General features: G+C 39.3%; 26 protein-coding genes and 1 other RNA gene. 15 read left to right on the forward strand and 12 right to left on the reverse strand.

From position 1 onward, the window contains the following. Nucleotides 1–100 precede the first annotated feature (100 nt). From arcB to mtgA, 3 genes are all read left to right on the forward strand, one after another. On the forward strand, nt 101–2,437 hold the full coding sequence (gene arcB / locus GTH25_RS02625; protein WP_075671413.1) for an aerobic respiration two-component sensor histidine kinase ArcB: 2,337 nt from the start codon (nt 101–103) through the stop codon (nt 2,435–2,437). Nucleotides 2,438–2,674: 237 nt separating this feature from the next. After that, nucleotides 2,675–3,325, forward strand: a complete 651-nt coding sequence (gene elbB / locus GTH25_RS02630) for an isoprenoid biosynthesis glyoxalase ElbB (protein WP_075671411.1) — start codon at nt 2,675–2,677, stop codon at nt 3,323–3,325. A gap of 20 nt (nt 3,326–3,345) precedes the next feature. Continuing rightward, nucleotides 3,346–4,047: a monofunctional biosynthetic peptidoglycan transglycosylase gene (gene mtgA / locus GTH25_RS02635; RefSeq protein WP_099660004.1), complete on the forward strand. Its 702-nt coding sequence runs from the start codon at nt 3,346–3,348 to the stop codon at nt 4,045–4,047. 2 nt (nt 4,048–4,049) lie between these two features. Here the strand turns inward: mtgA and GTH25_RS02640 are convergent, their stop codons facing one another. Continuing rightward, nucleotides 4,050–4,940 (reverse strand): AraC family transcriptional regulator, encoded by an 891-nt coding sequence (locus GTH25_RS02640; RefSeq protein ID WP_075671407.1) that lies wholly within the window; start codon nt 4,938–4,940, stop codon nt 4,050–4,052. Nucleotides 4,941–5,434: 494 nt separating this feature from the next. Here GTH25_RS02640 and GTH25_RS02645 point away from each other — a divergent pair, with 494 nt between their 5' ends. Genes GTH25_RS02645 through ureG form a run of 7 tightly spaced genes read left to right on the forward strand, consistent with a single transcriptional unit; the run spans nt 5,435 to nt 10,467 of the window. Next, complete coding sequence (locus tag GTH25_RS02645) at nt 5,435–6,271, forward strand: urease accessory protein UreD (protein ID WP_164530311.1); 837 nt, start codon at nt 5,435–5,437, stop codon at nt 6,269–6,271. Nucleotides 6,272–6,292: 21 nt separating this feature from the next. After that, entirely contained in the window at nt 6,293–6,595 is a 303-nt protein-coding gene (gene ureA, locus GTH25_RS02650; protein ID WP_075671403.1) for an urease subunit gamma, read from the forward strand. An 8-nt stretch (nt 6,596–6,603) separates the two neighbouring features. Beyond that, a complete protein-coding gene (locus GTH25_RS02655) occupies nt 6,604–6,930 on the forward strand; it encodes an urease subunit beta (RefSeq protein WP_159241738.1) in 327 nt (108 codons plus the stop codon). Further along, a complete protein-coding gene (gene ureC / locus GTH25_RS02660; RefSeq protein WP_075671399.1) occupies nt 6,927–8,630 on the forward strand; it encodes an urease subunit alpha in 1,704 nt (567 codons plus the stop codon). Before GTH25_RS02655 ends, ureC begins: the two co-directional genes overlap by 4 nt. Before the next feature lie 25 nt (nt 8,631–8,655). Beyond that, entirely contained in the window at nt 8,656–9,150 is a 495-nt protein-coding gene (gene ureE, locus GTH25_RS02665) for an urease accessory protein UreE (protein WP_075671397.1), read from the forward strand. A 24-nt stretch (nt 9,151–9,174) separates the two neighbouring features. Then, entirely contained in the window at nt 9,175–9,840 is a 666-nt protein-coding gene (locus GTH25_RS02670) for an urease accessory protein UreF (protein ID WP_075671395.1), read from the forward strand. Nucleotides 9,841–9,849: 9 nt separating this feature from the next. Then, on the forward strand, nt 9,850–10,467 hold the full coding sequence (gene ureG, locus GTH25_RS02675) for an urease accessory protein UreG (RefSeq protein ID WP_006535303.1): 618 nt from the start codon (nt 9,850–9,852) through the stop codon (nt 10,465–10,467). A gap of 114 nt (nt 10,468–10,581) precedes the next feature. On the opposite strand, the gene dolP is transcribed toward ureG, so the two are convergent. The 4 genes from dolP to GTH25_RS02695 form a co-directional block, all read right to left on the reverse strand. Beyond that, nucleotides 10,582–11,160 (reverse strand): division/outer membrane stress-associated lipid-binding lipoprotein, encoded by a 579-nt coding sequence (gene dolP, locus GTH25_RS02680; protein ID WP_036933029.1) that lies wholly within the window; start codon nt 11,158–11,160, stop codon nt 10,582–10,584. Between the two features lie 9 nt (nt 11,161–11,169). Next, the gene (diaA, locus tag GTH25_RS02685) at nt 11,170–11,760 is read right to left on the reverse strand and encodes a DnaA initiator-associating protein DiaA (RefSeq protein ID WP_004245257.1); all 591 of its coding nucleotides are present in this window, start codon (nt 11,758–11,760) and stop codon (nt 11,170–11,172) included. Between the two features lie 22 nt (nt 11,761–11,782). Beyond that, nucleotides 11,783–12,160, reverse strand: a complete 378-nt coding sequence (locus tag GTH25_RS02690; protein WP_075671393.1) for a YraN family protein — start codon at nt 12,158–12,160, stop codon at nt 11,783–11,785. A gap of 80 nt (nt 12,161–12,240) precedes the next feature. After that, nucleotides 12,241–13,995 (reverse strand): penicillin-binding protein activator, encoded by a 1,755-nt coding sequence (locus GTH25_RS02695; protein WP_075671391.1) that lies wholly within the window; start codon nt 13,993–13,995, stop codon nt 12,241–12,243. A gap of 61 nt (nt 13,996–14,056) precedes the next feature. On the opposite strand from GTH25_RS02695, the gene rsmI reads away from it, so the two are divergent. Together rsmI and rnpB are read left to right on the forward strand one after the other, a co-directional pair. Continuing rightward, entirely contained in the window at nt 14,057–14,935 is an 879-nt protein-coding gene (gene rsmI / locus GTH25_RS02700; protein ID WP_075671389.1) for a 16S rRNA (cytidine(1402)-2'-O)-methyltransferase, read from the forward strand. A gap of 60 nt (nt 14,936–14,995) precedes the next feature. Then, nucleotides 14,996–15,371: RNase P RNA component class A (gene rnpB, locus GTH25_RS02705), an RNA gene on the forward strand. A gap of 67 nt (nt 15,372–15,438) precedes the next feature. Here the strand turns inward: rnpB and GTH25_RS02710 are convergent. Next, nucleotides 15,439–16,143 carry a pirin family protein gene (locus GTH25_RS02710; RefSeq protein ID WP_164530312.1) on the reverse strand — a complete coding sequence of 235 codons (705 nt, stop codon included), beginning with the start codon at nt 16,141–16,143 and terminating at the stop codon, nt 15,439–15,441. A gap of 113 nt (nt 16,144–16,256) precedes the next feature. On the opposite strand from GTH25_RS02710, the gene GTH25_RS02715 reads away from it, so the two are divergent. Continuing rightward, entirely contained in the window at nt 16,257–17,159 is a 903-nt protein-coding gene (locus GTH25_RS02715) for a LysR family transcriptional regulator (protein WP_036933024.1), read from the forward strand. A gap of 88 nt (nt 17,160–17,247) precedes the next feature. Here GTH25_RS02715 and GTH25_RS02720 read toward each other — a convergent pair whose 3' ends face one another. The 5 genes from GTH25_RS02720 to GTH25_RS02740 all read right to left on the reverse strand — a co-directional run bounded on the left by GTH25_RS02720 (nt 17,248) and on the right by GTH25_RS02740 (nt 19,756). Beyond that, entirely contained in the window at nt 17,248–17,640 is a 393-nt protein-coding gene (locus tag GTH25_RS02720) for a DoxX family protein (RefSeq protein ID WP_075671385.1), read from the reverse strand. Between the two features lie 184 nt (nt 17,641–17,824). Then, a complete protein-coding gene (locus GTH25_RS02725; protein ID WP_223672548.1) occupies nt 17,825–18,130 on the reverse strand; it encodes a YqjK-like family protein in 306 nt (101 codons plus the stop codon). Continuing rightward, nucleotides 18,111–18,521, reverse strand: coding sequence for a phage holin family protein (locus GTH25_RS02730; protein WP_075671383.1), 411 nt, complete (start codon nt 18,519–18,521; stop codon nt 18,111–18,113). The genes GTH25_RS02725 and GTH25_RS02730 overlap by 20 nt, the downstream gene beginning before the upstream one ends. A gap of 6 nt (nt 18,522–18,527) precedes the next feature. Further along, on the reverse strand, nt 18,528–18,833 hold the full coding sequence (locus tag GTH25_RS02735) for an ElaB/YgaM/YqjD family protein (protein ID WP_075671381.1): 306 nt from the start codon (nt 18,831–18,833) through the stop codon (nt 18,528–18,530). A 263-nt stretch (nt 18,834–19,096) separates the two neighbouring features. Further along, nucleotides 19,097–19,756: a DedA family protein gene (locus GTH25_RS02740; RefSeq protein ID WP_075671379.1), complete on the reverse strand. Its 660-nt coding sequence runs from the start codon at nt 19,754–19,756 to the stop codon at nt 19,097–19,099. A 736-nt stretch (nt 19,757–20,492) separates the two neighbouring features. Here GTH25_RS02740 and sstT point away from each other — a divergent pair. Further along, nucleotides 20,493–21,746: a serine/threonine transporter SstT gene (sstT, locus tag GTH25_RS02745; protein WP_075671377.1), complete on the forward strand. Its 1,254-nt coding sequence runs from the start codon at nt 20,493–20,495 to the stop codon at nt 21,744–21,746. A 114-nt stretch (nt 21,747–21,860) separates the two neighbouring features. On the opposite strand, the gene GTH25_RS02750 is transcribed toward sstT, so the two are convergent. Next, nucleotides 21,861–23,879, reverse strand: coding sequence for an NADPH-dependent 2,4-dienoyl-CoA reductase (locus tag GTH25_RS02750; RefSeq protein ID WP_075671375.1), 2,019 nt, complete (start codon nt 23,877–23,879; stop codon nt 21,861–21,863). A 269-nt stretch (nt 23,880–24,148) separates the two neighbouring features. Between GTH25_RS02750 and GTH25_RS02755 the strand changes: the two genes are divergently transcribed. Continuing rightward, entirely contained in the window at nt 24,149–24,565 is a 417-nt protein-coding gene (locus GTH25_RS02755) for a DoxX family protein (protein WP_075671373.1), read from the forward strand. The last annotated feature ends 125 nt before the right edge of the window (nt 24,566–24,690 follow it).

Here is a 24,690-nt window from a genome sequence, read left to right on the forward strand (position 1 = left end):
ATGAGAAATAACCACTCTTAGCAAGATTTCTGAATGTTCGCCACTGCGCCAATTCATTTTTGGGTTATCATTCCATAGATTCAATATATTGGAGTTTTCAATGAAATTGCTCAAAGGGCTTGCCCAATACTACGTTGACTTAATGATGAAGCTGGGGCTAATTCGCTTCTCATTGTTGTTAGCTTCTGCATTAGTTGTTTTAGCGATGGTTGTTCAAATGGCGGTGACATTCTTGCTTGCAGGTGATGTTACCAGTATTGACCTTGTTCGCTCTATTTTCTTTGGGCTGATTATTACGCCTTGGGCTGTCTATTTTCTCTCTGTTGTGGTTGAACAACTTGAAGAGTCACGACGCCGTTTATCTCGTATGGTAGATAAACTGGGAGTAATGCGCCAGCGCGACTTAGAGCTTAACTCTCAATTAAAAGAGAATATTGAGCAATTAAACTTGGAAATTCAAGAGCGTGAAAAAGTTGAAAAAGCGCACCTTGAACTACTCGAAAAACTAAAAAGTGAAATGAAGCGTCGTGAATTGACGCAAATCGAGCTTGAACAGCAATCCTCTCTTTTACGCTCATTCCTTGATGCCTCTCCTGACTTAGTTTATTACCGCAATGAAGATAATGAATTTTCAGGATGTAACCGCGCGACGGAATTACTGACAGGCAAAAGCGAGAAGCAACTTATCGGTTTGACACCACTTGATGTTTATGACGAAGATATTGCAATAAAAGTGATGGAAACAGATGAGAAAGTCTTCCGCCATAATGTGTCACTTACTTATGAGCAATGGTTAGTTTATCCGGATGGGCGCAAGGCTTGTTTTGAACTGCGAAAAGTGCCGTTTTATGATCGTATTGGTAAACGTCATGGCTTAATGGGCTTTGGACGTGACATTACAGAGCGTAAGCGCTATCAAGACGCGTTAGAGAACGCGAGCCGTGATAAAACCACCTTTATCTCAACAATCAGCCATGAATTGCGTACACCGCTAAATGGTATTGTTGGGTTAAGCCGTATCTTATTGGATACCGAGCTTTCGCCAGAACAACTCAATTACTTAAAAACTATCCATGTGAGTGCGATTACGTTAGGAAATATTTTTAATGATGTGATTGAAATGGACAAAATTGAGCGTAGAAAAATTCAGTTAGATAATCAGCCAATTGACTTTACTGAATTTATTTCTGATTTAGAAAACCTGTCTGGACTGTTAGTACAGCCAAAAGGATTGAAATTCACACTGGAAGCAGAAGAAACGCTACCACATAAAATAACTTCTGATGGAACTCGATTACGCCAGATATTATGGAACCTCATCGGTAATGCCGTGAAGTTTACCCAAGAAGGCGAAATCAAAGTGCGCATTTGGCAAGAAGCGCCAGATAAGTTGTTCTTTGAAGTGAAAGATAGCGGAATTGGTATTCCAAAAAGTGAGCTGGAGAAGATCTTTGCCATGTACTATCAAGTCAATGATAGTCAAGGTGGTCGCTCTGCAACGGGAACGGGTATCGGACTTGCTGTCTCAAAACGCCTAGCACAGCATATGGGCGGTGATATTCGTGTTGAGAGTGAGTTAGGTGAGGGTTCTACCTTTACCCTCTCTATCGTCGCTCCTGCGATTGAAGAGCATCACGATATCGAAAGTGATGATGAGTTCTTATTACCGGCTTTAAATATTCTTCTTGTAGAAGATATTGAACTCAACGTAATCGTCGCCTGCTCTGTTTTAGAAAAACTGGGTAATACTGTTGATGTAGCAATGACAGGGCAAGAAGCATTATCGATGTTTAAGCCTGATGAATATGACTTAGTGCTATTAGACATTCAATTACCGGATATGACAGGGTTCGATATTTCAAGAAAATTACGTCAAGAATTCGATAGCAATGAACTTCCTCCTCTTATTGCTTTAACTGCAAATGTTTTGAAAGACAAAAAAGAGTATTTGGATGCGGGAATGAATGATGTGCTAAGTAAACCACTTTCTGTGGATGCGCTTACCGCGATTATCAATAAATTCTGGGGGGATGGTGCGGTTTCTGTGCCATGTAATGAGTCATCGGAATTGTTGAGTAAAAATGAAGAATTATTAGATATAGACATGCTGAATCAATACATCGAACTTGTCGGGCCTCAATTAATCACTGATGGTCTAGATGTTTTTGAGAAGATGATGCCAAGTTATATGTCTGTCCTTGAATCTAACCTAACGGCTCGTGATGAGAAGGGGATTTCTGAGGAAGGGCATAAAATTAAAGGTGCAGCAGGTTCTATAGGTTTAAAACATTTACAGCAACTCGCTAAACAGATCCAATCATCGGAATTACCTGCTTGGTGGGACAATGTACAAGAGTGGGTAGATGAGCTAGAAAGAGATTGGAGAAAGGATGTGGAAAGTTTAAGAAACTGGTTATCAGACGCTAGAAAAAAATAACCCCAACCGAAGGTTGGGGTGCGCGAATACTGCGCCAACACCAGGGAAACTTTTCTATCCGCTTTTTTGGATTCTCATTACATAGGCGAATAGGATGAAACTATTCCATACATCATACAAGCAACAAAATAGCAAAGATAAGTTTTTTTGTTACAAGAAACATTTAAATATGTGATGCCGATTGGTGTTTACACCTATAAATGGGTAACTAGTAATCTACTACAAACGGAGAAAGATATGAAATCAATTGCGGTAATTTTAAGTGGTTGTGGTGTGTTCGATGGGAGTGAAATCCATGAATCAGTGCTCACAATGCTTGCTTTAAGCCAAAATAATGCTGAAGTTCATTATTTTTCACCTAATGATTTACAACCAACTGTAATTAATCATATTACAGGTGAAGAAAAATCAGAAAAAAGGAATATGATGGAAGAATCTTCTCGTATTTCTCGTGGAAAAATCTCCCCTTTATCAGAGGCAAAGGCTGAAAACTTTGATGCTGTCATTATTCCTGGTGGTTTTGGTGCGGCGAAGAATTTGTGTAATTTCGCAACAAAAGGAAGTGACTGTGAAATTAACAAAGATCTCTTAAGATTTGTACAAGCGATGCATCAGCAAAATAAACCATTAGGGTTAATGTGTATTGCACCTGTAATGTTACCAAAAATGTTAAATTCTCCAGTAAAATTAACAATTGGAAATGACGCAGAAACAGCACATGCAATCGAAAAAATGGGTGGCATTCATATAGATTGCACTGTTGATGATATTGTTGTTGATGAAAAATATCGTGTTGTCACAACTCCTGCGTATATGCTTGCACAATCTATTGCACAAGCACAGGTAGGTATTGAGAAACTGGTTAAGAAAGTCCTTGAAATGGCATAAACGATAGGTAAAAACAGCAGATGGTACTGGTGAGAAAGTTAAAGAAACTATTAATTATTTTAATTGCTTTATGGCTGTTAACAGTTGTGCTGTTTTCTTTTTTACCTGTGCCTTTTTCTGCTGTTATGGTTCAAAGACAAATTTCTGCTTGGAGTGAGTTTGATTTCTCTTATGTATCACATTCCACTTGGGTAGATGAAAAAGAGATAGCATCAGTGATGTATTTAGCCGTGATTGCTTCTGAGGATCAAAATTTTCCCAAACATTGGGGCTTTGATTTTGATGCTATTGAGAAAGTTTTCAAAAAAAATAATAACAACGGGAAAACATTACGTGGTGCATCAACGATTTCTCAACAAACTGTCAAAAATCTTTTTTTATGGGATGGTCGTAGTTGGATAAGAAAAGGGCTTGAGGCAGGTATGACGCCTGTTGTCGAGCTTATTTGGTCAAAAAAACGTATTTTAACCGTATACCTGAATATTGTTGAGTTTGGTGATGGGATCTTCGGTGTAGAGCAGGCTTCCCAACACTATTTTAGAAAGCCAGCGAAACAACTCACAAGTCATGAGGCCGCATTACTAGCCGCAGTATTACCTAATCCGCATATTTACCATGTAAATAAACCTTCTGCTTATACTCTAAAGCGGCAACAGTGGATCTTAAATCAAATGCGGCTAATGGGGGGAATTAGCTTCTTAAAGAAAAATAATTTGTCATAACTCTATAAGGTTTGAAATATCTTTCTATTAGGCTCAGCAATCTTCTCTGATAGCTTTGTTATCGTAGAGGGATCGTTAGATTGCCGAGACTGAATACGAAATTGTGAAGGCGTCATGCCGTATTTACGTTTAAAAGCATCGCAAAAATAGGCATTACTGCCAAAACCACAGCGATGACTTATTTGAAAAACAGAGTAATTAGAAAATGTCAGGTAATTTAAAGCAATTCCCATTCTGACATCCAGTAATAGCTGGCAGAACGAGACACCTTCTTTACTTAAATGCCGACGTAACGTTGATGGCGTTGTAAAAAGTGTTTTAGCCACATCTTCTAAATGCCATTTTTTTTGCGGATCTTGCGTAATTAAATGCGTAATTGCCTGATTTTTTGGTTCATCATAGTTAAATCTGAAGATATTTAAAATATCGATACCTTCTTGATACACCGCCATCAAAATAAAAAACAAGCATTGCTGCATAAACATGGTTTCTTGAGATGGAGAGCCATGTGGAAGTGGTAAGCACTGCTTTAAAATTCCAAAATTACTTTTTATCACTTCAGGCGTTGATAAATGGTAAGCAGGTAAGTGACTTGTTAGTGGTGAACTAGATTTAATTAAAGGTTTTAATAAAGAGAAAACAGATTGAAGTTCTGTTTCACATAACACAAGCGTGTGTAGTTCAATCGATTTATGCGTAAATTGGCTGACTATATCGCAAGAGACTTGACTGTATTTAGGAATAATAAGCGTTAAATGGCTGGATACATCAATAGTTTGTCCATTGATGCAAATCGTACCTTTTGCGCCACTAACCATCGCTATCATCGGGTTTTCGATGTAAAACGTTTTTAAAGACATTTGGTTAGAGGACAGGATGTGTTTGTATTCCATGATCTCCGATATACCGTAGGCAAGTTAAGCATTAATCTTGCTTAAATGAACAATACTCAAAATTAGCTCATTTGTTGTATAAACTGATAAGCCACGTCTAGAATAATAAATAGAGAGATTATTCTAATTTAAATTAGTGTTGTCATGCAAAGCAGAATGAGAGTGAAGCAGAATATAATCTTGTTGATAAAATATGACAATATAGATATCTGCTCATTTTTTACATTTATTTTAAACAGTGTCATTTTTTCTAAATAAATTGCTATTTATTCAAAACGCATTTTTCGTAATAAGGTGTAGAATCGCGCGTCACAGACGAAGGAGATTATCCTGTTCTTAGGATATCGCTGTTTGTCTTTTATCCACACCCTATCCAACATTCATTAGCTTATTTTCTATTTGATTTTGAATGACTCAATCTTATGGATAGCGCTGTATGTATTCACGTATTTTCCTGATTTATTGATAATTTTGCCGAATTGGCAGGAGTGAGTATGTCTGACTTTTCAGGGAAGGGTTGGCTTGCTGAAATCGTTTTACGTTATGAAGTAAAACGCGAAATAACACGTCTTACAGAAAAGCGCCATATCGGCCCATTAATGGTTCAGCGTCCTTTTTATCCTGAGCAAGGTATTGCACACACTTATTTGCTTCATCCTCCTGGCGGTGTGGTCGGTGGTGATAAACTATTGATTAATATTGATGTGCAACCCCAAGCTCATGCATTGCTCACAACACCCGGAGCCACTAAGTTTTACCGTAGTGCTGGCGGTGTTGCTCGGCAAGTTCAAACCTTAAAAGTGGCAGCTAATGGTTTTTTAGAGTGGTTACCTCAAGAAAATATCTTTTTTCCTGAAGCCCAAGTTCGCCTAGAAACACATATTCATATTGCATCTACTGCCAGATTTATTGGCTGGGAAATTCAATGTTTTGGTCGCCCCGTTTTAAATGAGTGGTTTGAAGATGGCAATGTAAAAGGGCGTTTAAATTTCTATATCGATGAAAAACTGACATTAACTGAGTCACTTTTTGTCGATGGTTTACAAAAAAGATCAGCCGCCATGCGTGAGTTTCCGATGCTGGGATCACTTTATATCTATCTCGCAACGGACGAATTAAAAAACCTTATTCAACAAAGTATCGAGGCTTTCTCCGCTTCTTACGATCATGTTATCGAATATGGTTTAACGGATGTAGACGGTATTTTAGTTTTACGGTTATTAGGCTCGCAAACAGAGCCGATGATGGCGTGTTTTGCTCAAGTTTGGCAAACCGTCAGACAACACTGGTTAGGGTATTGCCCTGAGCCGCCTCGTATATGGGCGACATAATCGTTAATTTTAGGAGCAGAAATGGAATTAACACCAAGAGAAAAAGATAAATTACTGCTTTTTACAGCGGGTCTTGTTGCTGAAAGACGTTTAGCGAAAGGGCTCAAGCTTAATTATCCTGAAGCGGTTGCACTTATCAGTTGCGCCATTATGGAAGGGGCGAGAGAAGGTAAAACAGTTGCCCAATTGATGAGTGAAGGGCGCACTATTTTGACGGCGGAACAAGTCATGGAAGGCGTACCAGAAATGATCAAAGACATCCAAGTGGAATGTACATTCCCTGATGGTACAAAACTTGTTTCTATTCACTCTCCTATTGTGTAGGTAATAACATGATACCTGGTGAAATTAAAGTTAACCAAGCATTAGGTGATATCGAACTTAATGTAGGTCGAGAAACAAAAACAATACAGGTTGCCAATCATGGCGATAGACCTGTGCAAGTCGGCTCTCATTATCATTTTTATGAAGTGAATGAGGCGCTGAAATTTGAACGGGAAGACACATTAGGTTTTCGTTTAAATATTCCAGCGGGCATGGCGGTTCGTTTTGAACCAGGGCAAAGCCGTACTGTTGAATTAGTGGCTTTTGCTGGAAAGCGTGAAATTTACGGCTTTCATGGCAAGGTGATGGGTAAATTGGAGAGTGAGAAAAAATGAAAACTATCTCACGTCAAGCTTATGCAGATATGTTTGGTCCAACAACTGGCGACCGTCTGAGATTGGCCGATACTGAGCTTTTTCTCGAAATTGAAAAAGACTTCACGACTTATGGCGAAGAGGTCAAATTTGGTGGTGGTAAAGTTATTCGCGATGGCATGGGGCAAAGCCAAGTTGTCAATGCTGAATGTGTCGATGTGCTGATTACAAACGCCATTATTTTAGATCATTGGGGTATTGTAAAAGCGGATATCGGTATTAAAGATGGCCGCATTGTGGGTATCGGTAAAGCGGGGAATCCTGATGTTCAACCTAATGTAGATATTGTTGTAGGGCCTGCTACAGAAGTGGTTGCAGGTGAAGGCAAAATTGTTACCGCTGGTGGCGTTGATACGCATATTCACTTTATCTGCCCTCAACAAGCACAAGAAGGTTTAGTGTCTGGTGTCACCACGTTTATTGGTGGTGGTACAGGGCCTGTTGCTGGAACAAATGCAACCACAGTAACGCCAGGTATTTGGAATATGCACCGCATGTTAGAAGCCGTTGATGAATTGCCTATTAATGTGGGTTTATTCGGTAAAGGCTGTGTGAGTCAACCAGAAGCCGTTCGCGAGCAAATTGAAGCCGGTGCTATTGGTTTAAAAATCCATGAAGACTGGGGTGCAACACCGATGGCAATTCATAACTGCCTTAATGTTGCCGATGAAATGGATGTGCAAGTCGCTATTCACTCTGACACTTTAAATGAAGGCGGTTTCTACGAGGAAACTGTGAAAGCGATAGCAGGTCGTGTGATCCACGTTTTCCACACAGAAGGCGCAGGTGGTGGGCATGCACCTGATGTAATTAAATCAGTTGGTGAGCCGAATATTTTGCCTGCTTCTACTAACCCAACAATGCCTTATACCATTAACACTGTAGATGAGCATCTTGATATGTTGATGGTTTGCCATCACCTTGATCCGTCTATTCCTGAAGATGTGGCTTTTGCTGAATCTCGTATTCGCCGTGAAACCATCGCAGCAGAAGATATCTTACATGATATGGGTGCTATTTCTGTTATGTCATCAGACTCACAGGCAATGGGACGCGTAGGCGAAGTTATTCTTCGTACTTGGCAATGTGCGCACAAAATGAAATTACAGCGCGGTACATTAGACGGTGATACCGCTGAAAGTGATAACCATCGTATTAAACGTTATGTTGCGAAATACACGATCAATCCTGCTTTAGCACATGGTATTGCACACGAAGTCGGCTCTATTGAGAAAGGTAAATTAGCGGATCTGGTTTTATGGGATCCAGCTTTTTTTGGTGTGAAACCTGCGTTGATCATGAAAGGTGGCATGGTAGCTTATGCGCCAATGGGTGATATTAATGCGGCTATTCCAACACCTCAGCCTGTACATTATCGCCCAATGTATGCTTGCTTAGGTAAAGCGAAATATCAGACGTCGATGATCTTTATGTCAAAAGCGGGCATTGAAGCTGGAGTGCCTGAAAAGCTGGGCTTAAAGAGCTTAATTGGTCGTGTTAAAGGCTGTCGTAACATCACTAAAGCTTCGATGATCCACAATAGTTATGTGCCTCATATCGAGCTTGATCCTCAAACCTATATTGTGAAAGCTGATGGTGTGCCATTAGTGTGTGAACCTGCAACGCAATTACCAATGGCACAACGCTATTTCCTCTTTTGATTAGCGTTTACCGAGAATGTAGAGAATGAAAAGATTTACTCAACTTATTGATAAACAAAAAGCGCTTGAATTAGTAACGCCAGAAATACAGGCTATTACTTTATGCTTAACGATGGATGAAAGAACCAAAAGTCGTTTAAAAGTGACGTTAAGTGATGGGCAAGAAGCGGGGCTATTTTTGCCTCGCGGTACAGTGCTAAAAGAAGGTGATATCTTACTGTCAGAAGATAATACGCTAGTCACAATTGAAGCGGCAAAAGAGCAAGTTTCAACGGTATATAGTGACGATCCGCTGTTATTGGCTCGTGTTTGCTACCACTTAGGTAATCGTCATGTTCCATTACAAATCGAAGCGGGTTGGTGTCGTTATTTTCACGATCATGTTTTAGATGATATGGCGAGAGGTTTAGGTGCCAATGTGGTTGTGGAATTAGAGAAATACCAACCTGAGCCGGGCGCTTATGGTGGGTCGTCAGGTGGTCATCATCATCACTCTCATGACGATCATCATCATCACTAATTATTTGAATAAGGGAGCTTATTGATGCTTGCAGATCTGCGCTTATATCAATTAGTCAGTCCTTCTTTACCTGTGGGATCGTTTACTTATTCTCAAGGATTAGAGTGGGCGATTGAAAAGGGCTGGGTTTGTTGTCCTCAAACATTAGCGGATTGGCTAAGTACCCAAATGACCAGCACTTTAGCAACGTTAGAGCTCCCTATCTTACGGCGATTACAAGAAAATTTAGCTCAAGCCAAAATGAGTGAAGTGAAGTATTGGTGTGATTTTATTGTCGCAAGTCGTGAAACTAAAGAGTTGCGACAAGAAGAGCGCCAACGAGGCATCGCTTTTGCTCGTTTACTTCCTCAATTAGATATTGAGTTAGATGAAACCTTACAAGCTTGTGTAAAACAGACACAACTTATGGCATTTGCGTTAGCTGCTGTGAAATGGAACATTTCTGCTGAAAAGTTATGTTGTGCTTATGCTTGGGGTTGGCTTGAAAATACGGTGATGTCAGGAGTGAAACTGATCCCTTTAGGGCAAAGTGCGGGGCAGAAGATATTGTTTACATTAGCAGAGCAGATCCCTGCGATTGTAGAGCAATCTGCACATTGGCCCACTGAAGATATTGGGAGTTTTACACCGGCGCAAATTATTGCCAGTAGTCGCCATGAAACACAATACACTCGACTTTTTCGTTCATGAGAAATCTATATGCAAGAATATAATCAACCACTTCGTATTGGTGTTGGTGGTCCTGTTGGATCAGGAAAAACGGCACTGTTAGAAGTTCTTTGTAAAGCAATGCGCGACACTTATGAAATCGCGGTTGTTACTAACGATATTTATACTCAAGAAGATGCCAAGATCTTAACGCGAGCTGAAGCATTAGATGCGGATCGTATTATTGGTGTTGAAACGGGTGGCTGTCCTCATACTGCTATTCGTGAGGATGCATCAATGAACCTTGCGGCGGTTGAAGAATTAGCAATGCGCCACAAAAATCTTGATATCGTTTTTGTGGAAAGTGGTGGTGATAACTTAAGTGCGACATTTAGCCCAGAGCTTGCTGATTTAACCATTTATGTAATTGATGTGGCTGAAGGGGAAAAAATTCCACGTAAAGGTGGCCCAGGTATTACACATTCAGACCTATTAGTTATTAATAAAATCGATCTGGCACCTTATGTTGGCGCATCATTAGAAGTGATGGAAGCAGACACAGCAAGAATGCGTCCTGTGAAGCCTTATGTTTTCACAAATCTAAAAGAAAAAGTGGGCTTAGAAACTATTATCGATTTTATCATTGATAAAGGCATGCTAAGACGCTAATAGTTTGTTGAGAAAAGGTGAGTTTTTAGTCGAGAAAGACACTGTCAGTATCGGTTATTTATTATAAATACTCGATACTGACAGGATAATACAAAAACGATGTTAGTAATGGGATCAGTTAAGGTAAGTAAATGCCGTGGTTACTTTTACTACACCTTTGGTTTCGCTAGCAATTTTTGCAACCGCAGCCCCTTCTTGGCGAGTCAAAATACCAAATAAGAACACTTCACCATTTTCAGTGATCACTTTTACAGAAGAAGACTTTACTGAATCACTGCCTAAAATCTGAGAGCGAACTTTGGTTGTTAACCATGTATCTGAAGACGCTGTGCCTAATGTCACAGGTTCGCCTTGGCGGACTTCGTTATAGACGTTATTCACGCCTTCAACCTTACTCGCAACTTGTTTTGCTGTATTCGCAACAGACATATCAGGGCTTTGGCCTGTTAACAGAATATTGCCTTGATAAGCTGTAGCTACGATACGTGAATTGCTTTTCTTGATCTGTTCGTTTTTGTTTAGAGCACCAGAAACACGTGCTTCCAATGTACCATCGTCAACTTGTTGCCCTAATGAGCGAGGATCGGTTGCAGTCTTACCCGCAACTGCGGCAGTGCCAACAACCGCTGCGCCGATACAACCTTGCAGTAAAAGTGCAGAACATAGCACTGCAGTGATAGGAAGCAATTTCATAGTAACTCCTTAGTCATCCTGATGTGGGAATAATGTATTATCAATTAAATCACAGAGACAATTGACTGTTAGCATCTGAACTTCCTGTATTCTGACGGTACGTTGAGATGGAATACGAATTTCAACGTCTTGAGGGCCTAATAATCCGGCAAGCTCTCCGCCATCATAACCTGTTAATGCAACAATGGTCATATCTCGTGTAACAGCGGCTTCAACGGCTTTAATAATACTTCTGCTGTTACCGTGAGTTGAGATAGCAAGTAGCACATCTCCAGCTTGTCCTAAGGCACGCACTTGTTTTGCATAGATTTCATCGTGCTGCTGATTCCCCATAATTGCAGTCATCACAACGCTATCTGTGTTTAACGATAATGCGGGCAAGCTTGGGCGCTCTGTTTCAAAACGATGGATCATGCTTGCTGCAAATCGCTGTGCTGTTGCTGCTGAGCTACCGTTTCCACAGCTTAATATTTTATGGCCGTTTAACAAAGATTGAACCATCATCATGGCGGCTCTGGAAATGGCATCTGGTAATGCTTCTGCTGCTGCAATTTGAGTTTGAATACTCTCTGTAAAGCAGACTTTGATTCTATCAAGCACGTTAAGACCTATATAATCTAATTTAACGAATAAATTCCGTATAATCGAGAATGTTTTTTAGCCATATTAGCTGGCGTTGATTAAATGCACAAATATCAAAACGGCAGTCTGAAGTCTCGATACTTTCTTGGCGTTGTGCTAGCCAATATTTTGCTGTACGCCATAAGCGACGCCGTTTTGAGGTAGTAATAGAACTTATAGCATCACCAAATAAGATGTTACGTCTAAAACGAACCTCAACAAATACCCATGTCCTCTTTTCCTGCATAATAAGATCAATTTCTCCACAGGGATATCGGACATTACGCTCAATCAATATTAATCCTTGTTGGCGTAAATATTTTAGCGCTTTTTGCTCATAGTATAGCCCTAAAAAATAAGGGCTTTTAGAAAAAATCATCCATGATTTCCTTCTTTACATCACTCATAAAATAAACCGCCATAATGGCGGTTTATTTTAATGATAATTAAATGCGTGCATTACTGTGCAACAGGTTCAATCTTACCTTGTTTAAATTGCATCCAAGGGAGTTGTCTATAAACAGTACAGTTGTCTTCAACACGTAATGAGCCTGAAATACCATTAAAACGCAATGTGCCTTTTGTCAGATCATTGTAATTGTTTGCTAATGACCATGCATCAATTCCCATGGCATAAAGACGCATTAATGAGTAATCGTTCGCAAATTTGCTTGATGCTTTTTGCATTAATGGCAAATTAGCACCAGTCATCAATGGAATATCACTAAATTGAATGCCATCCATCTCCATACGGAAATCAGGGCCGGTTCCACCTTGGTTACTACGTGAGCTAACATAAATTGGTGGACGCTTTTTGGTACTGATCGCCATATCAATCATTGGTTTAATTAAGGTTAATTCATCGCTAGTCGCAATGATATAAACAGAATCAATGGCGCCACTTGCTGATGGAATAGATTGAGTCTCTAATGGTAAAGGTGCATTAGCCGTTGGGAGAACAGGCGTACCCGTCATTCGAATACCCACACCACGGTTGATAGAGGCTTTTAAGCTTTCAACAGAGCTAAAAGTTTGTTGTAAAACGGTACCGCCGCCGGTGCGTTGCCACTCATCAGCAAATGTTTGTGCCATTCTTTGACCAAATTTATTATCAGGAACAATAATTAATGGGTTTGATTTTTGTTGCTGACGTAAATGTTGTGCCGCATTACGGGTTTCATCTTCTGGTGAAAGAGAGAAGAAACAAACGGTTGTTGCTGAAGGAACACTGTCTAACTCATTTAATGCCAATACAGGTAAGCCACTTTGAAGCTCAATAGTCTTCATGACTTCAGGTTTTAGCAACGGGCCGACAATTAAGTTAGCACCATCTTGCTGTACTTTTTTCAGTAAAACATCGATAGATTGGCTATTAGTATCATAAACAATCACTTGGCGAGAGTTTTGTGCAACAGGATCTAAGCGTAATGTTGTATCACCAGAAAATGTAGAGCTCTCTTTTTCTTGATCTTGAGTCGCTTGCGTATTTTCAGTTGTTTCTTTTGCCGTATCTGTTGTTGGTGTTTCAGTATTTTTGATGCCTAATTCTTCTAAAATTGAATTAAGGCTATCGTCATTTTTAGGCGCTTGTGGCGCTGGCATTTCTTGAGGTTGTGGTAAACCACTTTGCGCATCAAGGAAGCCTTGACGAATAGCTTCACCAAAAACTTTCGCTTGCCCTGTTAAAGGTAACAATAATGCGATTTGGCTACTTGCACTCACTGAAGGCTGTGAAAGACGTAACAATGATGCTGGAAGTGTTAATGCGGCTGGGTTGCGAGGATAGCGAGTCTGCCACTCTCTGACCGCTGTTGATAATTTATCAGCATCATCTTTGTTGTATTCATAGGTATTCAGTAAGTCTAACCAACCTTGCAGTGTATTTTCATCTGCTTTGATAACAACACTACGGCGTTGCTCTGGTGTGAGTTTGGTTAGCGTGAGCCATGTATCATCAATATTTTTCTGATGCAGTTGAGGGTCTGTAATTAATGTTTCTAACCCAATATAGGCTCTAATAACATCTAAAGATGCCAACCCTTGAGCGTCATCAATCACTTTTTGAAATTGTTTCATCTCCATTTCTGCTTTTGCAGCGGGAGTGAGAGGTTGTTCTTGTTGCCCCGTCAGGGTACAACCTGACATAATCAGCGCAGAGAGTATCGCAGTATAGGATAAACCTGTTTTAAAACGCACAAAAATTGAGGAAAGCATACTGTACCCAGTGATGTTTTATAATTATGCTCAATTTTAAATCGGTCATTCGGAATAAACAATGAATCAACCTAATCGAGCAGCGGTAACGACATCCACACTGTACATAGTACCCACACCTATTGGTAATCTGGGCGATATCACCCAGCGGGCACTTGATGTGCTGTCTCATGTCGATTTAATTGCTGCAGAAGATACCCGTCATACAGGGCTTCTATTACAGCACTTTGCCATTAACGCACGTTTGTATGCGTTACATGATCATAATGAACAGCAAAAAGCAGATCAATTAATTAGCAAATTACAGCAGGGGCTAAGTATCGCATTAGTCTCTGATGCAGGTACACCATTAATTAACGATCCTGGCTATCATTTAGTCAATCAATGTCGTAAGAATGGCATAAATGTCGTGCCATTACCCGGCGCTTGTGCTGCTATTACTGCACTGTCTGCGGCAGGGCTTCCATCAGATCGTTTCTGTTACGAAGGCTTTTTACCTGCAAAAACAAAAAGTCGTCAAGACTGTTTACGGTCATTATCAGAAGAGCCTCGTACATTGATTTTTTATGAATCAACACACCGGCTGTTAGATAGTTTAGCTGATATGGTGACAGTTTGGGGGGAAGATCGCTACGTAGTATTAGCGAGAGAGCTCACAAAAACGTGGGAAACTATTCAAGGTATGCCTGTTGGTGAATTACTTAAATGGGTTCTTGAAGACGAAAACCGCCGTAAAGGTGAAATGGTATTAATTGTTGAGGGTTATGAAAAACCCGTTGATGACGATTTTTCTCCTGAAGTATTACGGACATTGGCGATTTTACAAAAAGAGTTACCACTGAAAAAAGCAGCCGCAGTCACTGCAGAAATTTATGGTGTGAAGAAAAATGCACTCTATAAGCATGTCATTGAGCAAAATGGTGAAGCTCAAGACGAGTAAAGTGATTTTTTAGCTTCTTTTGCTATACATTTTCTACCAAAATCCCTATAATCCGCACCCTGAGTTGACTAGACAACCGCTGCTTTATCGTTGTCCCTTCGGGGGAGACGGATAGAGGGGAGGAAAGTCCGGGCTCCACAGGGCAGGGTGCCAGATAACATCTGGGAGGCGCGAGCCTACGACAAGTGCAGCAGAGAGTAAACCGCCGATGGCCTGTTTACAGGATCAGGTAAGGGTGAAAGGGTGCGGTAAGAGCGCACCGCGCAACTGGTAACAGTTTGTGGCATGGTAAACTCCACCCGGAGCAAGACCAAATAGGGGTTCTTATGGTGCGGCCCGCATTGAACCCGGGTAGGTTGCTGGAGCCAGCGCGCAAGTTCTGGCCTAGATGAATGGTTGTCCACGACAGAACCCGGCTTAACGGTCAACTCACCTCATAAAAAACCCTCGATTCACATTGTGTGTCGAGGGTTTTCTGTTTTTAAGTCCATCTAAATTGATTATCACGAGATAATATCAATAAATAAACCACGAAATTCAGCCGAGCTTTTCAATGTAATATTATGGCTATCTTGAATAAATGCCCCATCACCACACTGAATTTGCCCATTTTCTTGTGTTGATGTTTGCAAATAGGTGCCACCTTTTATGGATTGCAAAAAGCCTTTCTGCCCTTTTATTGGTAGTGTAATTTCATCACCTGCTTGCAAATGAATATGATAAAGCCAGATGGTTTGCCTTAATATTAGCGAGCCATCATCACCGGTAGGTGAGGCTAATAATTGATATTTTAAATTTTCATCTAATACCAATTTTTGTGAGGCTACACTTTCTTGTTGTGGACACGCATTTAGCCACAATTGAATACGAGTTAATGGTGTATCAGGACTACTGTTTTTCTCTATATACGTATCAGTATTATGCGGTGAAATAAGTAAGCACTCATTTTTTTTTGCCGTCACTGTACGTCCCATATTATCAAGGTATGTTGCTTCCCCTTGAAGAATAAGATTAACCACATCCACATGAGGATAAGTCTTTGCTTTAAACTCAGAATTTGGGGCAAGCACTTCTTGGTTGAGCACTCTTAGCGTGCCATAGTCTAAAAAATGAGGGTCAAAGTAGTGGCCAAAGGAAAATGTGTAGCGAGCTTGTAGCCAACCATAATCCGCTTTACCACACTGTTGTGCTGTTCTGTATTTTATCATGGCGGTATTTTTCGAGTAGATTATCAATATATTTATCATAGAGGTATGGACTGTCTATTGTTAGCAAGTTAATCTGGTGCCCATAATCAAATTATTTGATAGAGATAAGTATAATGAGTAAAGACAAAGCAATTACGTTGGAATCTTTACGAGTCATGGATGCCATTGATCGTAGAGGGAGTTTTGCAGCTGCGGCCGATGAACTAAATCGAGTTCCATCGGCACTCAGTTATACCATGCAGAAATTAGAAGAAGATTTAGATGTTGTTCTTTTTGACCGTTCTGGCCATAGAACTAAATTTACTAATGTTGGCCGAATGCTTCTTGATAGAGGGCGCATATTACTTGAGGCTGCTGATAAATTAACCTCAGATGCTGAAGCCTTAGCAAGAGGTTGGGAGCCACATATCACTATTGTTTGTGAAGCGCTTACCCCAGCATCTCGACTTTTTCCTTTGGTCGATAAATTAGCTGAAAAATCCAATACCCAACTCTCTTTAGTAACAGAAGTATTAGCGGGTGCATGGGAAAGCTTAGAAAGCGGTAAATGTGATATTGTGATTTCACCTGATATGCATTTTCGCACTTCATCTGAAATCAATTTTCGCCCTTTATACAATACCACTAGCGTTTATGTTGCCAGCCCAGATCACCCCATTCATAACGAGCCTGAGCCATTAGCAGAAGAAACTCGCTTAAAATATCGGGGTATTGCGATTGCAGATACCGCAAGAGAACGCCCTGTGTTGACAGTATTGTTGTTAGATAAACAGCGCCGTTTAACGGTCAGTTCTATTGAAGATAAACGCAGAGCGTTAATCGCAGGTTTAGGTGTGGCGACAATGCCGATTGATTTAATTGAAGATGATATTAAAGAAGGGCGTTTACGTGTTGTTGGCCCTGAATATCATCATGAAAATAATATTATTATGGCATGGCGCAGAGATAGCATGGGTGAAGCTAAATCGTGGTGTCTACGTGAAATACCTAAACTCTTTGCGAGCGATAAAAAATAATCAAAACAAATATAAATAATGAGTTAGTTTTATTTTAAGCAAACAAAAAAGATCCCCTAGAGGATCTTTTTTATTTCAGAACTCGTTATTACCAATTTTTATTGAAAATACGATCTAAGCTCCATTTACCTGGGCCTGTAACAACCAGTAATAAATATCCGCCTGCAATTGTCATGTTTTTCATAAACATTAATTGGTTCATGCCTTCAGCAAAATTACTGTGGAACAGTAATGCGGTTAAGAGAGTAAAGACCGCAGTAAAAATTGCTGTAGTGCGAGTTAAGAAACCAAATAAGATTGCTAATCCACCACCTAATTCTAATAAAATGGTTAGTGGTAATAAGAAACCGGGAACACCCATTGCTTGCATATATTGTTGTGTACCTTCGTAGCCACCAATTTTTCCGTAGCCTGCGCTGATAAATAAAATCGGCATTAAAATACGGGCAATTAATAACGCAATGTCTTCAAATTTTTTCATGATGTTTATTCCTAATTAAACTCTATTATCTGCAATGTATATCTGTTTATATTTGTATTTTCGTTGGTTAATTTTCTATTTTTAGAATTAATAACCACGGCTACGGTGTGAGATATACAATAATAGGAAATTGAAAAAGAGGATATTAAGAAGAATTAACATTCTTAGACAAAAAAATTGATGTTCAATCTGAGTTTTTTTTGAAGGACTTCTGTATTGTCCGAATTAAGCCAATTGCACCGATAGCGCGTTGTCCTAATCGTATGATTTTTTTAGGGTGTTTAATACTGTAAAGAGAAATAAAACTAGCGCCTACTAAAAATGCAGGTTTTAATGAGACTAAAATCCGCCACGCTTTATCATAAGGCTCTGTCACATCAAGCCAAGCTTGCGTGCTTTGCCCTAAATCGGAGCGCTGTTGCTGAATTTTATTCAACAACAGCTTTTTACGTCTTGCGAGGATTGCTTGCTTATTTTGTCTGTTCATCATGATATTGCTCCAAAAGACGTTTATCTAATTCCAATTGCTGGCGAGTGTCTCCTAACAATGTGGAATTTCGCGCTTTTCTTAATGTCATGATGGCACCAATCAGTGCACAGAAAAGTAAAGTAGCGGTTGTGATAGCTAACGCATAGACTCGGTATTCAGGTGGAATAACCCAAAATAGCAGTATAAGTAAACTCATTAAGCCAAAGGCGGTGAGCAACAAGGTAACACCAGCCATTAAAATAAGCTGGATCAGGGTAGTTTTTTCTTCTTCCAGTTCAATGGCGATTAGCCGTAGGCGAGTTTCGACCATGCCTATCACGATGGCACCAATTTTACTGAGAGAATTCAGAACCCCGGATGCGGGGCCCTGTGGTCTTTGAGTATCACTCATTATAAATTAGCGTTTTGCCAGTAGAACACCAAGAACAACACCAACGGCCGCACCAATACCGACACCTGTCCATGGATTTTCACGAACATAGTTATCTGCTTTTCCGGCGATTTCTTTGGTGTTATCAACAATTTCTCGACCCGCATCGCTAAGTTTTTCACGAGAGCCTTTTATCGCCGATTCTGCTTTTGCACGCAGGCTTTGGATTTCTTCTTTGGATTTATCTGCAGAGGAGTTCAGCACTTCTTCTAGAGTATCAGCAAGAGATTTCAATTCACTACGCAGATCTTCATTTGAACGTTGATGAGACATAATTCACTCCTTTAATAGAGATAGACATGATACTTATAACAATAGACTAATTTTACCGCTTAATGAAATTAAATAATGACTTATTGGTAAAAAAAAGAGATAAATCTTAATAGATATCCGCAGTTAAAAGAATGAGAGGGTGTTAAGGCGAGTGTATAGCGAAATAAAATAAAGGCCTGTTCAATTGAATGAAACAGGCCTTTGTTATTTTTTCTTACTGCTTTTTATGGTAGTCGGAATATCTTGATATTATTTGATAGATCTTACGCTTTCGTTTTTTTCTTTTTAATTACAACCCAGATACTACCAATTAATCCTATAACTAATAGGCAAACAGGTAATAGCATAAGGATATTCATTAAATGGTGTTCGTACTGACGAAATAGTGGGCTATTACCTAATATATAACCCAATGTGGTCAGTATACCGACCCATAAAAGTCCACTTAACCAATTGAAAATCTGAAAGCGAGTATTATTCAATCCAGCAAGGCCGGCAATTGTTGGCAACAATGTTCTAACGAACGCTAAAAAGCGACCAATAAGTAATGCAGCTAAACCATGACGATGAAAAAGTCCATGTGCGCGCTGGTGATAATGTTCTGGTAGATGTGAAAGCCAACTACGTACTAATTTCGTATTTCCAAGCCATCGTCCTTGAAGATAGCCCAACCAACAACCTAGGCTTGCTCCTGCAGTCAAAATAAGTAAAGTCAATGGAAAATCCATTGTATCTTTAGCAATTAACACGCCCACTAAAATTAATAAGCTATCTCCTGGTAAGAAAGCAGCGGGCAATACTCCGTTTTCTAGGAATAGTATGGTGAATAATAAAATGTAGATAATCCATATTAATGAAGGATTAGCTAAGGTTTCGTAATCTTGATGCCATAGCGCCAAGAATAGCTCTCTTACGATTTCCATATAAAAGGCTTCCTAAAACTGAGTCATTTGGGGGTAAATATAAAATCAATAGGTGTTGTAATCTATTTACCCGTTTTCTACTTCATAGGGTCTATTTTTCATTGTTTAAAACAGCAACACTCTAACAAAATCAGGAAAAACTAGACAGAAAATTTTTCAACTGGATGACGACACCACTTACGCATGGATATTGGATCGTGAAAAATAGACATCTAACCTCTTTTTGAGTTCAGAATAGAGAGTTTTTTAAAATAAAACCTTAAGAAAATGAATATTATCAAAAGGTATTCTCTATTTTATAGAGATCATAAAAGATAAATTTTTAATATTAATTGAGAGAAAATAAAACGTTATCTTGTTTATATTGCTCATCTTTTTTTGTTTGTTATTTATTCAAAATAAGGGTGTTTAGAGCGGATAGTTGTTAGTGATAATGTTAATAAAAAAGACCGTCAGTTGATTAAAAAAAACAAAAAGAAGAAAAATAAAATAAAAAATAAGTAAGATAGCTACGTATAACTTACTGATAATAATAATTTCTTTCATTTCATGTTGGTATACTAAAAAGAACAAAATCCTATTATGATCACAGTTATGTTATTTTATTGTTAACAAAAACGGTTAATGCTGTATATTTTGCATAATCAGCTTTTCAGCGCGATTCAATTCCTTATACTGGCATTGCAAACACTCAATAATGCCTTTTTTAAATATTATTTTAAGTAATGGAATAGCTATGGATAAACAACAATCCAGAGTCTTCAGCCTGTTTTTTAAGGGAAGTCTCGTCAAACAAATACTCGTTGGTTTAGTCGCAGGGATCTTACTTGCTTGGTTAGCGCCAGAAGCTGCCAAGATGATGAGCTTACTAGGTACCCTGTTTATTAGCGCACTGAAAGCTGTAGCACCTATCTTAGTATGGGTACTGGTTATGGCTTCGATTGCTAATCACCGCCAAGGGCAAAAATCGAATATTCGCCCTGTATTAATTTTATATCTGTTAGCAACGTTCTTTGCTGCATTAACCGCGGTTGTGGCAAGCTTTATGTTCCCATCCGTTTTAACGCTGGTTGTTAATGAATCACAACTGTCACCACCTGAAAATATTGCTGAAGTCCTTAAAGGTGTATTAATTAATGTGGTTGCAAACCCTGTTGATGCACTTATTAATGGTAACTATATGGGCATTCTAGCGTGGTCTATCGGACTAGGCTTAGCATTACGCCATGCAAGTGATACTACTAAAGCTTTAACACAAGATTTAGCGGATGCAGTAACAAACCTAGTACGTGTTGTTATTCGTTTAGCCCCTATCGGTATTTTTGGTTTAGTGTCGTCAACTATCGCAACAACAGGTTTTGAAGCTTTATCTGGTTACTTGCATGTTCTTGTTGTGCTAATTGGCTGTATGTTGTTTGTAGCTTTAGTAGTGAATCCAATAATTGTATTTTGGAAAATTCGCAGTAACCCATATCCATTAGTCTTTGCCTGTTTGCGTGAAAGTGGTGTAACCGCCTTCTTTACGCGTAGTTCAGCTGCAAATATTCCTGTGAATATGGCTATGTGTCGTCGTATGAATTTAAATGAAGACACTTATTCTGTTTCCATCCCATTAGGTGCAACCATCAATATGGGGGGAGCTGCAATCACTATTACTATTTTGACACTCGCGGCTGTAAACACTCTGGGGATGCCTGTTGATATCCCAACTGCGCTGTTATTAAGCCTAGTTGCTGCAATTTGTGCCTGTGGTGCATCAGGAGTTGCTGGAGGATCATTACTATTAATTCCATTAGCTTGTAGCATGTTTGGTATTAGTAATGATATTGCAATGCAAGTTGTTGCTGTTGGAGTCATGATTGGTGTGTTGCAAGATTCAGCAGAAACTGCATTAAATTCAGCAACAGATGTTCTTTTTACTGCAACAGTCTGTATTGCTGAAGATAATCGTATTTCAGATAATCCATTAACTGAAAAAAATAATGGGTAAAAAGGGTAGGTAGTAAGACAGGAAGATGCTGTAAAAATAATAATCAATAATAAAAAATAGAACCCCACATTTATGTGGGGTTTCTTTTTGTCATTTTATCATCATGTTAACGGTTTAAATGGCAAGTGCTAGCTCAGTTCCTTGTCTAATAGCGCGTTTTGCATCTAATGCACTGGCATCTTTTGCTCCACCAATAAGATGAACTGTTTTGTTTTCTTTTTCTAAGGGGGCAAATAAAGGGTGATAAGCGCGTTGTCCTGTACACAATATAATATTATCAGCCATAAGAAGTTGTTGTTTTCCATCTTGTTCAATAACAAGACCTTCTGGCGTAATTTTTTGATAATGACAATGTGTTAAAAATTTAACGCCTTTTTTTTCTAATGTTAGTCTGTGTATCCAACCTGTTGTTTTACCCAAACTTAAACCTATCTTTCCAGCTTTACGCTGTGTCATCACAATGTGTTTGGTATTGTCTTTAAGGTGATTAGTGGGCTTGATACCACCACGAGATGAAAGCGTCGGATCAATGCCCCATTCTTTATTAAAAGCACAAGGACTTAGGCTACTGCATTGCCCTTTTTGCGTAAGATAAAGGCCTGTATCAAAGCCAATACCTCCGCTACCAACGATCACCACATTTTTACCCACAGGTTGATGGTGTTTTAAAACATCAAGATAAGTTTTAACTATCTCATTATCTTGCCCTTCAATGTCAGGACTGTGAGGAGTAACACCACTGGCTAAAATAACCTCGTCAAAGTTTTTAAGGTGATGAGGTGTGGCTTCGGTATTATTTTTAACAATGACGCCCGTAAGTTGTAGTTGCCGTTTAAAGTAACGCAGGGTTTCTTGAAACTCTTCTTTTCCGGGTATTTGGCTAGCAATGTTCAGTTGCCCACCAATAATATCTTCTTTTTCAAATAGTGTGACATGATGACCACGTTTCGCGGCGGTTACCGCAAAAGATAATCCCGCAGGCCCAGCACCAACAACCGCTAACTTTTTAGGTTGTTGGGTTGGAATAACTAGAAGTTCGGTTTCTCGGCAAGCAAAAGGATTAACCAAGCAAGAGGCTGTTTGACCTGAAAATATTTCATCAAGACACGCCTGATTACAAGCAATACAAGTATTGATTTCATCTTCACGTCCTTGTTGTGCTTTAAGTACGAACTCAGGATCAGCAAGAAAAGGGCGAGCCATTGAAACCATATCAGCACAGCCTTCCGCTAAAATAGCTTCTGCGGTTTGTGGTGTATTAATACGGTTTGATGTAATAAGAGGGATATTCACTTTTCCCATTAATTCGCGTGTTACATTCGCAAATTGGCCTCTTGGCACCATAGTGGCAATGGTTGGGATACGCGCTTCATGCCAACCGATCCCCGTATTGATCATTGTTGCGCCCGCTTTCTCTACAGCTTTAGCAAGATAAAGCACCTCTGAGGCATCCGAGCCATCTTTAATTAAATCCAACATAGAGAGGCGGTAAATAATAATAAACCGCTCACCTACTGCTTTTTTTATGCCTTCAAGAATACGTAAAGCGAAACGACAACGATTTTCAATATTTCCACCCCATTGGTCGTTTCGCTGATTAGTATGACTGACTAAAAACTGATTAATTAAATAGCCTTCAGATCCCATTATCTCAACACCATCATAGCCCGCCTTTTGGGCTAATTGAGCACAATGAATATAGTCATCGATAGTTTGTTCGATTTGTTCATGACTCATTTCTGTTGGTATAAAAGGGGTTATTGGAGATTGAATAGCAGAAGGGGCAACTAAGTTTGGCTGGTAGCTATAACGACCTGTATGCAAGATCTGTAAAGCAATTTTACCTCCTTGTTGATGAACTGCATCCGTAACAAGTTGATGAGTCGCTAGTTGGTTTTCAGACATTAATGTCGCAGCATGAGGCAATAACACACCTTGTTTATTGGGAGAGATCCCTCCAGTGACTATTAATGCAACACCCGCAGCCGCACGTTGGGCATAAAACTGTGCAAGTTTTGGGGCATCATTTGGATTTTCTTCGAGTCCAGTATGCATAGAGCCCATAAGAATACGGTTTTTAAGTACAGTAAACCCTAAATCAAGAGGCGAAAATAGATGAGAATAATGTGCCATCAGATACCCTTTTTAGACTGGTCAGATGAGATATCTATAGCATAACGAGAAGTCGGTGATTAAGAGTTCATTATGTTAATAAGTTGTGATCTTAATCATGGAAAAGGTGAATAGCACGTTATAAAGCAATAATAATCTAAGTGATTACTTAATGAGAACAAATAGTGATAATAAAAATCACACTCATTCATAATATTTCATCATATAATGTAGTGTACCTATTAATACGTATTAAAAATACACATCACTATTTTCAATTTGGAGACGTTATGATTAATAAATTTAATCAACTTGTTGACTGTTCTGACTTGGGTAAACTTGTATTACGTGTTTCTCTTGGCGTTTTAATGTTATTACATGGGCTTCATAAAATGGAACCGGGTGGATTAGCTGGTATTCAGGGGATGTTGGCTAATTTTAATCTACCCGCCTTTATTGCTTACGGTACCGTGATTGGGGAGGTGGTTGCACCTATATTACTGATTATCGGTCTGTTTACTCGTGCGTCAGCACTTGTTTTAGCAGGTACAATGTTTGTTGCTGTCTTGATGGTTCACTCTGGTGATTTATTTGCATTAAACCCTAAAACAGGGGGATGGGCACCAGAAAGCGCTGGCTTTTACCTATTTGCTGCGATTGCGGTGATGTTTTTAGGTAGTGGTCGTTTTGCAGTGAAAAAAGATTAATAAATTTAATAGTCAATAAAATTGAATATCATTGCTATAACTTGATTAAAATAGATGAATAAACGCCCAGTTCTCATGCTATATGCAGACTTGATCTGGGCGTTTTATTTTAAGTGACTTTATGG

The organism is Proteus terrae subsp. cibarius (assembly GCF_011045835.1).
Classification (GTDB): domain Bacteria; phylum Pseudomonadota; class Gammaproteobacteria; order Enterobacterales; family Enterobacteriaceae; genus Proteus; species Proteus cibarius.